This is a genomic window from Campylobacter sp. 2014D-0259 (genome assembly GCF_008000505.1).
Classification (GTDB): Bacteria; Campylobacterota; Campylobacteria; order Campylobacterales; family Campylobacteraceae; genus Campylobacter_D; species Campylobacter_D jejuni.
Genome location: NZ_VOAQ01000024.1, coordinates 59,794 through 72,823 on the forward strand (window position 1 = coordinate 59,794; position 13,030 = coordinate 72,823).

Consider the following 13,030-nt stretch of genomic DNA (forward strand, 5'->3'; position numbering starts at 1 on the left):
CTATTATTCCCTACTTTCTCGTATTTTTTTAAGCGTAGCAGCTATTGCAGCTATAACTTCTTCTTTATTTTCTTGATGACGATCTTCTGTTTTTTCTAATAATTCTTGCATATGTGTCTCTATGAAAGAGGTGTCTAAATACCCCCTTCTAAATTCTCTTGTTTTTGTAATGGCAATTAAAAATGGTATTGTTGTTCTAATATCATCAATCACAAATTCCTTCAAAGCACGCTCAAGTTTATTAACCGCTAAATCATAACTTGTTGCTTTAATAATAAGCTTTGCAAGCATGGAATCATAATAAGGCGGCACAGTATAGTCTTTATAAATATGACTATCAACTCTAACAGATGGTCCAAGAGCTGGGTAGTATTCTCCTATTTTTCCAGGACTTGGAATAAAATTTTTCCATACATTTTCAGCAGTAATTCTAGCTTCAATAGCAAAACCCCTAGGTTTAATATCGCTTTGTTCTAAGTCCAAAATTTCTCCTGCTGCAATACGAATTTGTCTTACAATAAGATCAATACCTGTAATTTCTTCAGTAATTGGATGCTCAACTTGAATTCTTGTATTCATTTCCATAAAATAAAAGCGATTATAATCATCAAGCAAAAACTCTATAGTTCCAGCATTTGTATAACCTACAGCCTTAGCAGCTGCCACAGCTGTAACACCCATGGTTTTTCTAAGATTATCTGAAATTCCAGGGCAAGGTGCTATCTCAATTACCTTTTGATGTCTTCTTTGAATAGAACAATCCCTTTCACAAAGATGGATAATATTTCCGTAGTTATCTCCTAAAATTTGAAATTCTATATGTCTGGGATTAACTACATATTTTTCCATAAATACTTCATCATTATTAAAGTATGTTAAAGCTTCTCTTTTGCAAGATTCAAAGGCATTTTCAAGATCTTGTTCTTTATGAACAACGCGAATTCCGCGTCCACCTCCACCACCTGAAGCTTTTAAAATAACAGGATAACCAATCTTCTCAGCAAAAATTTTAATTTCTTCCATGCTATAGGAATTTAATTTTTCAGTCCCTGGAACAATAGGTATGCCATTTTTAGCCATTAACTTACGAGCGATATTTTTATTTCCCATCTTATGGATTACTTCAGATTTTGGACCTATAAAAATAATTCCAGCATTTTCACAAGCCTTAGCAAATTCGTAATTCTCACTTAAAAATCCATAACCAGGATGAATCGCATCAGCACCACAAGCCTTAGCAATCTCAACAATACGAGCAACATCTAAATATCCTCTTATAGCATCCGTTCCTATGCGATAAGCCTCATCTGCGATTTTTACATGCAAACATTCACGATCAGGCTCTGTAAAAACTGCAACACTTTTAATATGCAAATCTCTACAAGCACGGATTACTCTAACAGCTATTTCAGCTCTATTTGCTATGAGAATTTTATGGATTTGATTCATAATTTGCCTTTTTTGTTATATTTTTATTGTTAATTTTAGCAAATTTTCCTTACAAAAACTTAGCAAAAAATTTAATTTATTTTAGTTATAATAAAACTTTTTAAAATTTTAATTCCAATAAAGAAAAGTTATAATTATAATGGTTGCTGATAAAAGATTATTTTATTTAAGTTGTATTTTAATCACCATAGGAATAGTATTTTCATACTCTCTTACAGCTTTTACTGTTCTTTTTCTTGACTATAGCGAGTTTCATTTTTTTATTCGTCAGCTTTTTTTTGGAATTAGTGGCATACTTATAATGTTTTTTATTTCTCGATTGGATCCTGATAAAGCACTTTCTAAAAAAATTATTTTAGCTATTTTGATTATTTCTTTTATCTTTATCATCATTTTGCCATTTTTACCTTCTGTATTAGCAACAGCTAGCGGAGGAGCTAAACGCTGGATACGCTTAGGCCCACTCTCTATCTCTCCTGTGGAATTTTTTAAAATAGGATTGATTTATTTTTTAGCATGGAGCTATACAAGGCGTATTGATGATAGCAAAAAAGCTATCAGACACGAGGCTTTAATTCTTCTGCCTTATTGTATCTTAGCTTCTATAGTTATAGGATATATTTATATCACTCAAAACGATTTAGGACAAAGCGTAATTTCTTTCTTTTTGATTCTAGCTTTAGCTTTTTTTGCAGGAGCTAGTAAAAGGCTTTTTGCTTTTGGAACTTTAATCATTATGATGATAGGTATAATGGTAATTTTTAGCAACCAAAGAAGAATTCAAAGAATCGCTTCTTGGTGGGGGAATATACAAGATGCTTTTTTACCTATGCTTCCTGATTGGCTGGCAAATGCTTTAAGAGTAAGCAGCAATAGCGAGCCTTATCAAATTTCACACTCTTTAAATGCTATAGCCCATGGAGGAATGTTTGGCGAAGGCCTAGGACTTGGAACTTTTAAATTAGGCTTTTTAAGTGAAGTGCATACTGACTTTGTTCTTTCAGGAATTACTGAAGAAATAGGACTCTTAGGTCTTGGAGTTATTTGCTATATTTATCTTTGGATGATTTTAAGAATTTTTAGAATTGCAGGAAGATGTGAAGCTAAACAAGATTTTATTTTCTGTTCAGGTATAGCTTTACTTTTACTTTTTTCTTTCTTTATGAATGCTTTTGGTATTATTTCTCTTACTCCACTAAAAGGTGTAGCGGTTCCACTTTTAAGCTATGGAGGAAGTTCAATGTGGGCAATTTGTATAGGCATAGGATATGTATTAATGATTTCAAAAAAGGTTAAATTATGACAATAGCTTTAACAGGTGGTGGAACTGGAGGACATTTGGCCATAGTGCGTTGCTTATTAGAAAGTGCGATTAAAAAAAATATAGAATGTGTATACATAGGCAGTCAAAATGGTCAAGATAAAGCTTGGTTTGAAAATGAAGTACGCTTTAAGGAAAAATTTTTTTTAAGCTCTAAAGGAGTGGTTAATCAAAGCAAATTTGGCAAAATCAGTTCTTTACTCCACACCTTAAAACTCTCCAAAGATTGTAGAGAAATTTTTAAAAAATACCACATCCAAGCCGTTTTTAGTGTAGGTGGATATAGTGCAGCTCCTGCATCTTTTGCAGCTTTATTCTCACATTTGCCTCTTTTTATACATGAACAAAATTCAAAAAGCGGCTCTTTAAATATGCTTTTAAAACCTTTCGCTACAAAATTTTTTAGCGCCTTTGAAAAAGAAATTAGCCCTTATCCCGTAGCAGATAAATTTTTTGATAATGCTAGGATTCGCAAAGAATTAAAAAATATTATTTTCCTAGGAGGATCACAAGGAGCTCAATTTATCAACGAACTAGCTTTAAATTTAGCACCAAAACTTCAAGAACAAAATATCAAAATCATCCATCAATGTGGAAAAAATGATTTTGAAAAGTGCAAAAAACATTATCAAAACTTAAATATCCAAGCTGATATTTTTGATTTTAGTTTAAATTTGGAAGAAAAAATGAAAAATGCAGATCTAGCTATATCAAGAGCAGGTGCAAGTACTCTTTTTGAACTTTGCGCTAATACTTTACCCACTATTTTTATACCTTATCCTTATGCAGCTAAAAATCATCAATACTTTAATGCTAAATTTTTACAAGATCAAGCTTTATGTCAAATTTTTATGCAAAACTCTATTAATCTTGATGAATTTTTTAAGTCAATATTAAAACTAAATCTAGAAAATATTTCTACAAGATTGCAAAATATAACCCAAAAAAATGGCGCAGATATGCTAATCCAAAAAGCTTTATTTGATAATTTGACTTTTATAAGATAAATATCCAAAGATATTTACTAAAATTCCAACAAAAACTAACATCAAAATAGCAAATGAAAAATTTTCAAATTTATCATGCAAAAAACCTATAATCCATTGTCCTTGTGCTGCAATTAAATATCCAAAACCCTGAGCTAAAGCAGAAAGTCTCGCTGCTATTTGAGCATTAGAGCTTTTTTGTGCAATAAAAAGCAACGCAATGCCAAAAACTCCACCCCATGGAAAACCCATGATAAAAGCACTAATAATAATAGAAATTTTGCTATCAAAAATAAAGAGTATACCAAAAGCGATCACATACATACTGCACAAACCTGCTATGTAAAAAGTATGTAAATTTTGTCTTAATTTTCCTAAAAGTAAAGGGCCAAAAAGAGACACTGGAGCTGCAACAAGTTGAGCAAATAAAACCATACTTGTAGAAAATTCTTTATCAAATCCTTTTTCTACAACAATTTGAACATACCAAAAAAACAAAGAATAAGCTAAAAAACTTTGAAATCCCATAAAAAGAGTAATTTTCCAAGTTGTTAAATTTGTAAAAAGATTGATTTTTTTATGAGCTTTTTTCTTAATGCGAAAAAATCTACCATTTTTAGCTTGAGGATAGTAAACTACTAAAGCTATAAAAGAAAAAATAGCCCAGAAAAACATAGCTCCAGCTAAATCAAATACACTAAGCAAAGGTATAGCTAAAGCAATACCCATAATCGAAGAAATACTCAAAACAAGACTATAAATTCCCATTATACTTGCCATTTTTTTTGGAAATTTTTCTTTAATAAAACTAGGAAGTAAAACATTTGCAATTGCAATACCACAGCCCATTGCTAACATTCCTAAAAATAAGCCATATACACCAAAATAAGAACGAATAATTTCGCCTAAAAAAATTAAAAAAATTCCAAAAACAATAGCACGAATAGGAGAAAAATACCCCACAATAAAAGAAATACTTCCAAAAGCTATCAAAGGAAGACTTGTAAGTATGCCCGCTACGGTTGAGTTTAAATAATACTTATCTTTAATAATATCAATAATAGGCCCCACTGCAGTAATTGGGGCTCTAAGATTAAAAGCTACAATAATAACAATAATAACATTAATCCAAAATATCTTTTTAAAAGAAGCCATAAAAGCCTTATTTATTAAGTTCTACTTTGAATATTTTACCTTCTGCCATCTTAGGAATCCATAAAATATTACCTTCAATAAATATATCTGCAGGACCTTTCATCAAAGGAAGTTCAAGTTTTACAGATTTAACATTATCTAAATTATAAATATATCCATTTAGATTATTTCCCCAAGAACTTACCAATAAACCATCTTTATAAGGAACTATTCCATCATAAGATTCTTTTTCATTTTTAATTATACTGAGTTCTTTTGTATTTAAATCATAAGCCATTACAACACCGCCACTTACACCATCAGGATGATAACCAGCTATAAAAAGCTTATGTTTTTTTCTATCTAGATATAACCCATTTGGACCGCCAAATTTTGCTAAATCAAGTTTTAATAATTCATCATATTGCTTAGTTTTTAAATCAACCTTTAAAATAAGTCCTGTGCCAGTATCGCTAACCAAAAGCGTATTGTCGTCTAATTTTTCTATGTCATTTAAAAAGATTGCACCTTTAATAGGTAAATTAAAAATTTCTTTTTTAGTTTTAAGATCAAAACCGCGTAAAACATCGATATCTACCACATAAAGAGTTTTTCCAATCTCCATCATACCTTTTGGTGCATTAAGATGGGTTAAAAATTTATATTCTAGCACTTTGCCATTTTTATCAAGTTTAGAAATAAATCCATCATTATCTTTCGCCAAAGGTTCAAGTTTTTCTCCTACATTAGATACATAAACATAGTTTTTATCTACAAAAATACTTTCAGGGTTTTTAAAACCATCAAATTCTTGATATTTTAATTCACTTGCACCAAGCAAACTTCCAAGAAGCGCTAAACTTAAAACATATTTTTTCATATTTTCTCCTTTATTTAAAAATATTTTCATTGAATTATATTTATTTGGATAAAAAAAATGTGCTAGTTTTTTGATAAAAAATACAAGTTTTTTGTCTTTTGATATTGCTTAGGAGTTTGCTCATATTTCTCTTTAAATCTTTCAATAAACCAAGCTACCGAAGAAAAAGCGCACTCATTAGCTATTTCATTAATATTTTTTTTAGAAAATTTAAGTAAAATCTTTGCTTTTTGCAACCTTTTTTCATCTAACCATTTTTTAGGATTTTGTCCAAAACATTTCTTAAATTCTTTAGAAAAAGTTGCTAAATCTAATTTCGCAAAATTAGACATTTCATTTACGCTTAAAAATTCTCTACCGCAATACTCAAAAAGTTGGGAAAGATCGAGGCGAAATTCTTTTAAAATTCCTGATAAAAAACTAATAAAATAAATATTCTTATTTAAAAGCAAATGTAAAAAAATCTCTTCAAATTTCAAACTCACTATAGGATCTAAAATTTGCGTATTTTCTTCAAAATGCGGTGAAAAACTTTCCAAAATTCCTTGCAAAATCTTATCATTTTTTACCCAAAAAATTTCATAGTTTTGAAACTTTTGATCTAGTTTAAAAAAATCTTTATACTTATAAATAAGTTCAATTAAAAATGCATTGTCAAAAAAAAATAAATAAGCTTCATAAACTCCTTTACTAAGTCCTACATTGCTTAAAGTATAGCTCCCAGCTTTTAAAAACAAAGTTTCATAAGAGTTAATCTTATAATCTTTTGATGCAGTGTGTAAAATTTTATATCCTTTGCGAACAAAAGTTAAAAGATGACTTCCTACATTAACAAAAGTAGAATGCGAAGTATCCGTTTGTGTATATTTAGCAAAAGTGCAAGATTTAATTTTTTTATAATTGACACCTTTTAATTGCTTTAAATCTTCTGGTAAAGAAAGAATTTTATTCATCGTAAATTTTGCCTACATTCTAAAAGATACTTTTTAAGATCTTTTTCTTTCATTAAAATTTCACGCATACAAACGCCTGCTATATTTATATCTTTAAAATTTTCTATATTTTGAGTATTGATACCGCCTATAGCATAAAGTGGAATTTGACTAAATTCAAGCAAGGATTTTAAAAAATCAATCCCTTTAGGCTCTAAACCCACCTTGCAAGAACTTTCAAAAATATGCCCTACAAAAGCATAATTTACCTTATAACTCATCGCCTCTAAAAGCTCTTCTTTACTATGGACTGAAGTGCCAAGTATATGAAAATATTTTATTAATTTAGGCTCTTTTCTTAGCAAAGAAAGCGGTGCGTGAAAATAACGATGCCCCAATTTTAAACACTCCCTATCAAAAAAATGCAAAAAACAAGTCACTTTTTGCTTTACGCAAATGCTTAAAACTTCTTTTGCTAAATCATAATACTCAAATTCGCTTAAATCTTTTTCTCTTAAAACTATAGCATCTACCTTAGCCTTAGCAAGTTTTTCAATCTGCTTTAAAAAGTCTATTTCTACACATTTTCTATCGCTTATGGCGATGATTTTTTTATCCCACATAGATACTATCGCTCATCACAGCTTGTAAATTGGATCTTTTAAGCATAGCTAAAATTTCATCTACGCTTCTATCATCTGAAATTTCAAACTGCTCATCACCCTTTTTCTCACCCTTATGCTCACCTATACCCACACTCACTCCTGCACTCATTTTAGTAGCACCAAGCTTAATAACCTCATCTCTAAAGCCTATTCTTTCACGACTTGAAATGGTAATGCCTGCAAAAGGTAAAAAAAGTCTATAAGCACAAAGTACTTGCAAAAGGCGTTTTTCACTCACATCTTTAGGATGAATTTTAGCATTATTGATAATAGGCCTTAAACGTGGTACTGAAATAGAAATTTCAGCATGAGGATAAGCTTGTTGTAAAAAATGCGCATGAAGTGCCGTAGCAAGGGCGTCTTTTCTAAAATCATCTATACCCAAAAGTGCGCCAAAAGCCACTCCACGCATACCCGCTTTTAAAGCTCTTTCTTGAGCATTAAAGCGATAAGGGAAAATGCGTTTTTCACCAGCTAAATGAATTTTAGAATATTTTAAAGCATTGTAAGTTTCTTGAAAAACAGTCACATAATCACAACCCTTTTCATGCAAAATTTTATATTCATCTTCATTCATAGGATAAATTTCAACGCCTACAACCTTAAAATACTCTCTAGCTATTTTACAAGCATTTGCTATATATTCTACACTTGCAAACTCCCTACCCTCGCCTGTTAGCATTAAAATTTCTTCTAAACCACTTTTAGCAATGGCTTGCATTTCTTCGTGAATTTCAGCTTCACTTAGCTTGGCTCTTGCGATTTTATTACCTTTTTGAAAACCACAATAAACACATTTAGAATTACAATAATTTGACAAATAAAGTGGGGTAAAAAGAGAGATAGAATTTCCAAAATATTTTTGCTTGACTTTAGCGGATTTAAAGGCTAATTCTTCTATGAAATCTTCTGCTGCACTTGAAAGCAAAGCTTTTAAATGCTCTATGCTTAAATGTGTTTGATTTAAAGCATTTTTAACATCTTTAGCGCTAAATTGACTCTCATCATAACTTTGAACTTGAGTTAAAACCTTGTTTAAAATTTCGCTTTTTATTTCCTGCATATGAGGTAAATACTGCATATAATCTTGCATAATCAATCCCTTAAAAAGCCTGTTAATGGAGAACTTGCTTTAGCTTTACTCACACTTGCCAAACCTGCTAAAAAAGCCGCTCTTCCCGCATTTACTGCCAAAGAAAACGCTTTAGCCATTAAAGCAACATCTTTTGCTTCAGCTATGGCTGTATTTACCATCACCGCACTTACTCCCATTTGCATAGCTTCACAAGCTTGTGAAGGACTTCCAATACCCGCATCTACAATGATAGGCAAATCAATTTCATTAAGCAAAATTTGTATAAATTCCTTAGCACATAAACCTTTATTGCTCCCAATAGGCGCTGCTAAAGGCATGATAGCCGCAGCTCCAGCATCACGCATAGCTCTAGCTGCGTAAAGATCAGCATGCATGTAAGGTAGGGGCGTAAAACCCTCTTTAGCTAAAAGCTCACAAGCTTTAATCGTTTCATAATTATCAGGCAGCAAATACCTACTATCGCTTATCACTTCTATCTTGATAAGTTCTCCACAACCAAGCTCTCTTGAAAGCCTTGCAATGCGTAAAGCTTCATCGGCGTTTCTTGCGCCTGAAGTGTTGGGTAAAAGTGTGATATTTTTAGGGATATAATCAAGTATATTAGCAATTTCCCCTGTATTTGCACGGCGTAAGGCTAGAGTGATAATCTGTGTTTTAGCTTCTTCTATAGCTGATTTTATAAGCTCTAGCGAATATTTTCCAGAACCTAAAATAAATCTTGAATCAAACTCGTATTTGCCTATTTTTAATTTATCGTTTTTTAAATTTTCTTGCATTTTTACTCCTTATTTGCTAAAAGCTCTAAAACAAGGTTACTTTGATGTCCTGCGCAAATATTTACCCTTGGCGCCATAAGTCCATTTCCCACCTTAGCACCATTTACCAAATCCCCGCACACATAGAAATTTTTAGCAATTTTTCTTGTTTGTATGCTGTTGCTATCACCATAGCCCGCAAGCCCTGAAGCGCAGATTAAAATACCATCTTTGTAAAATCTATGAAAATTTTGCGCTATCATTGCTTTTGCGATAGCACTATCAAAGGCTTCACAAACTATATCTATATCTTTAAACAAAGACTCTAAATTATCCTCATCGATTTTTAAAGTACAAATTTCAACGCTGATATAAGGATTAATTTCGCTAATTTGCTCTTTTAAAGCTTCGGTTTTAAACTTGCCCAAATCACTTACACGGTAAGCTTGACGATTTAAATTACTAGGCTCAATAACATCAAAATCAATCAACTTTAAATACCCCACTCCACTTCTTGCCAAATTTATCGCTATATGTGATCCAAGTCCGCCTAAACCACACACCGCCACGCGCCCATTTTTAAGTTTATCGTGAAGCTTTGGTGTATGTCTTGCTCTCATCATAGCATCTAGTGCGTCTTTTGGAGGTAAAGTATTTTTTTCTATACAAAAAAGCTCATCATTTTCATTTAAAGCGATATTCTCTTTTGTTGCAAAACCATTGATAATCCATACATCATTTTCATTTTTGCTGATATTTTCAAAAAATTCCAAACTTGTTTTAAAGTCTGTATCAAGTTCTTTGCCATTGAATTTTACTCTCATCATCCACCTCCTACAAAACTTACGATTTCAGCTTTATCGTTTTCTTTTAAAATCAAATTTTCAAATTCACTCTTAGGTATAATCTCTCCATTTAATTCCAAGGCGATAAGTTCTATTTTCAAGCCTTTTTCTTTGATAAAATCCATAAATTTAAGCTCTTTTAACTCAAGCTTTTGTCCATTGATAATCATATTTTTCCTTGTATTTGCTCTTCTACTTTAATTTTTGCATTATCTAATAATTGTTTAGATTTTTTCCTTAAATTAAAGCTTTCTTGTATATATTTTGCAATTTTTTCTTGAGTTGTAGAATCTATTTTAGGGATAAGGATATTTTGCATATCTATTGAAGAAAGATTTGTTTGAACCCCACCTGTAGTACCAATTCTCTCAAATTGCATTTTACAAATAAAAGAATTTAAAAGCAATACCAAAACATCACTATTAAAATTTTTAATCGAAATTTTTAAAATCCTTTGATTAACCATAGCTGATATATCATCTCTAACCACACAAGACAAACCAATGCTACCAGACATAGAAATTAAAATATCACCTTTTTTTATTTTATCTTTAGGGCTTAAATTATAAGCTTCATTTTTAAGATAGATAACATTGCTTAAATCTAGCGTAGCATTTTTTATATTATTAATCCTAATTAATACAAGCTCTCCAACATCTTGGTAGTCATCACTTGAAAATGCAAAACCACTTGAAATATCATTAACTAAATCTTTTAAATTACAAAAGCCATCTTTATAACTTCTAATCATCTTTTCTATGTCTTCATATTTACTTTGATAATATTCAGAATCCAATCTTCCTGTTTTTAGAAAAGATTCTTTTAATGTGTGTATAGAGATATTGAGTGATTTTGTAGGATTATTTGTTTTAGAATCTAGCAAACTTTGCAATGGATTCTTTGGATCAAGTCCTAACTCAAGGTATAAAGTTTCCTCTGCTTTTTTATATAACTCCTTACTTTCTTCTAATGCCTTATGAGAATCTTTTACCAAATTTTGAATTTCTAACTGAAATTCCATAGGGAAAATGGGAATTTTAATTTCTTTTAATTCTTCAGGATTTACATTAGCTTGATTAATTGATGGTCTAGCCCTTCTTCTTATCTCTTTTTTACCAATATGCGTATTTAAAAAAACTGTAAGATACTCTGGCAACAGAATTTCCTTATTGCAAACAAGCCTTACTAAATATGAAGCAAAAACAAAGTTTTCTCTATTGTTATAAAAAATTCCTGTTCTGCCCACAAACTCATAGGAATTTGTTCTATTAAACAAAACATCTCCATAATTTAACCTAAAAGTTTGCAATTCATTTTTATCAATTAAAGCATATTTTTTGACTTCAAAATTACAAAGCATATTATCAATGTCATTCATTCTATAAATAGGGATACCATCGCCCTCTTCATTCATATTTATTGAAATACCATATTGAGATTTTAATAAACATTCTCCTATTTTTTTATAGTTCAACTTATTGTTATAAATAAGCTTCATTGTCCAAAAACTATCATCTATGCGAAAATCTATATTTTTTTTCACTTCACTAAGCTTTAATACACTTACTTCTAAATGTGGATATTTTTCCTGCAAAGTTTGGTTTAGATTCATTTTATTCCTTTTTTTATTTCAATCTAAGTAAAAAATATTTATAATTATAAAGCTCAACTACCGGTGGTAGAAAGAGATGGCTAGCTTTTATGCTTCTTGCAGATGCCTAAATCTGCACCAAACCCCTAAAACCATTCGCAATTCTTTAGCTCTATATCATTTCCGTTTATATAATTTCTATATCTTTTTTCATAAATATTTTTATTATATCCTTTATCTATGTAGAAACTTGTCACTAAAAATGAACTACTTCTGCCTAGCTTTTGTAAAATAACTATAAAATTATGGTTATATAACCACAAATAAAAACGGATTGCCCGTTTCTCTTTATAATAAAAAGCTTTAATTTCGGGATGAGTATGATTGATAATAATTTGTTTAATCCAATTTATTCTGCAAGCTCTTTGGCTATCAAACTCCCTTGTTTTATTTTGTTTGTTTTCTCGTGTTGTGATATGCCAAAATATCTTTTCTTTCCCCTTATGCTTCTTATGTGATTGCGGATCTATATAAATACAACCTGCTAAATACAATGGAACCTCAATAAAGTCTTGTTTGAAAATTTTATAAGCTAAGTCAAATTTTTCATTTTCACATTTACAAGTGCTAAAATCCAAGAGGTGATACATTATTGTTCACCTTTACTCAATTGAATCCTAAAAATATTAAATTTATTTTCCCAAGGTGGCGTTCCTGCATCCAATTCAATATTTGCCAATGTTTCAATTTTATTTATAATATAATTTTTTATTTCGCTTACATGCTCTATATCATTTCTTGCTTTGTATGAAATAGCACCTATTAACAAATCCACAAGTTGAACAATATTTGATTCATGTGATTGAATTGTAAAAATTTTTATATTTACTGATTGTTTAAATTTATTAAACAAAACTTTTTCCAATCCTTTTATTTTATCTCCACTCTTCGTATCTTTATAATCAAGATATATTTTTATTTTTGTATCAATATCTATTAAATTATGCAATGCTTGATAATACATTTTATAATAAAATAAATCATGATCTCCTTGATTGTAAATATCATGTTGTAGAATGGTTTTATTTGGAATTAATACAGCTTTAAACCACATATATACAGAAGAAAAAAAGAATTCTAATAATTCATCATAAAAACCTTTTTGACTTAAATTTAGTTTTGTCCATTTAATTTCTTTATTATATTTGTATTTATGCTTTAAATATTTAATTGTTTTATTAATTTTAATAATTTCAGATGATGGAACTTTAAGCGCTCCTAATACCATAACCCTTGAACACAAAGTTGGATTATCTTTGTAAAATAAATGATTGCTTTCATCGCAAAAAATTTTAAATTCTTTCATATTATTCATT

General features: G+C 30.2%; 14 protein-coding genes. 2 read left to right on the top strand and 12 right to left on the bottom strand.

Features of this window, described 5'->3' with window-relative positions; genetic code table 11:
• Positions 1 to 3 precede the first annotated feature (3 nt).
• Positions 4 to 1,449: an acetyl-CoA carboxylase subunit A gene (locus SR63_RS04920; protein ID WP_147498388.1), complete on the bottom strand. Its 1,446-nt coding sequence runs from the start codon at positions 1,447 to 1,449 to the stop codon at positions 4 to 6.
• A 139-nt stretch (positions 1,450 to 1,588) separates the two neighbouring features.
• Here SR63_RS04920 and ftsW point away from each other — a divergent pair, with 139 nt between their 5' ends.
• A complete protein-coding gene (ftsW, locus tag SR63_RS04925; protein ID WP_002866069.1) occupies positions 1,589 to 2,752 on the top strand; it encodes a putative lipid II flippase FtsW in 1,164 nt (387 codons plus the stop codon).
• On the top strand, positions 2,749 to 3,777 hold the full coding sequence (gene murG, locus SR63_RS04930; protein ID WP_147498389.1) for an undecaprenyldiphospho-muramoylpentapeptide beta-N-acetylglucosaminyltransferase: 1,029 nt from the start codon (positions 2,749 to 2,751) through the stop codon (positions 3,775 to 3,777). Before ftsW ends, murG begins: the two co-directional genes overlap by 4 nt.
• On the opposite strand, the gene SR63_RS04935 is transcribed toward murG, so the two are convergent.
• The 11 genes from SR63_RS04935 to SR63_RS04985 form a co-directional block, all read right to left on the bottom strand.
• Positions 3,748 to 4,911 (bottom strand): MFS transporter, encoded by a 1,164-nt coding sequence (locus tag SR63_RS04935; RefSeq protein WP_002866071.1) that lies wholly within the window; start codon positions 4,909 to 4,911, stop codon positions 3,748 to 3,750. The genes murG and SR63_RS04935 overlap by 30 nt on opposite strands.
• 7 nt (positions 4,912 to 4,918) lie before the next feature.
• Entirely contained in the window at positions 4,919 to 5,770 is an 852-nt protein-coding gene (locus SR63_RS04940; RefSeq protein WP_002866072.1) for an ATP-binding protein, read from the bottom strand.
• 62 nt (positions 5,771 to 5,832) lie between these two features.
• Positions 5,833 to 6,723 (bottom strand): helix-turn-helix domain-containing protein, encoded by an 891-nt coding sequence (locus SR63_RS04945; protein WP_022552309.1) that lies wholly within the window; start codon positions 6,721 to 6,723, stop codon positions 5,833 to 5,835.
• On the bottom strand, positions 6,720 to 7,325 hold the full coding sequence (locus SR63_RS04950; RefSeq protein ID WP_002866073.1) for a thiamine phosphate synthase: 606 nt from the start codon (positions 7,323 to 7,325) through the stop codon (positions 6,720 to 6,722). Before SR63_RS04950 ends, SR63_RS04945 begins: the two co-directional genes overlap by 4 nt.
• On the bottom strand, positions 7,315 to 8,460 hold the full coding sequence (gene thiH, locus SR63_RS04955; protein WP_002873309.1) for a 2-iminoacetate synthase ThiH: 1,146 nt from the start codon (positions 8,458 to 8,460) through the stop codon (positions 7,315 to 7,317). Before thiH ends, SR63_RS04950 begins: the two co-directional genes overlap by 11 nt.
• Before the next feature lie 2 nt (positions 8,461 to 8,462).
• Positions 8,463 to 9,239, bottom strand: coding sequence for a thiazole synthase (locus SR63_RS04960; RefSeq protein WP_002866076.1), 777 nt, complete (start codon positions 9,237 to 9,239; stop codon positions 8,463 to 8,465).
• 2 nt (positions 9,240 to 9,241) lie between these two features.
• Positions 9,242 to 10,045, bottom strand: coding sequence for a thiamine biosynthesis protein ThiF (gene thiF, locus SR63_RS04965; RefSeq protein WP_002853687.1), 804 nt, complete (start codon positions 10,043 to 10,045; stop codon positions 9,242 to 9,244).
• Positions 10,042 to 10,233, bottom strand: a complete 192-nt coding sequence (gene thiS / locus SR63_RS04970; protein WP_002853007.1) for a sulfur carrier protein ThiS — start codon at positions 10,231 to 10,233, stop codon at positions 10,042 to 10,044. Before thiS ends, thiF begins: the two co-directional genes overlap by 4 nt.
• On the bottom strand, positions 10,230 to 11,675 hold the full coding sequence (locus SR63_RS04975) for a restriction endonuclease subunit S (RefSeq protein ID WP_002866077.1): 1,446 nt from the start codon (positions 11,673 to 11,675) through the stop codon (positions 10,230 to 10,232). The genes thiS and SR63_RS04975 overlap by 4 nt, the downstream gene beginning before the upstream one ends.
• Before the next feature lie 125 nt (positions 11,676 to 11,800).
• Positions 11,801 to 12,304, bottom strand: coding sequence for a hypothetical protein (locus SR63_RS04980; protein WP_002866078.1), 504 nt, complete (start codon positions 12,302 to 12,304; stop codon positions 11,801 to 11,803).
• On the bottom strand, positions 12,304 to 13,029 hold the full coding sequence (locus SR63_RS04985) for a DUF3800 domain-containing protein (RefSeq protein WP_022552310.1): 726 nt from the start codon (positions 13,027 to 13,029) through the stop codon (positions 12,304 to 12,306). The genes SR63_RS04980 and SR63_RS04985 overlap by 1 nt, the downstream gene beginning before the upstream one ends.
• Position 13,030: the final 1 nt, after the last annotated feature.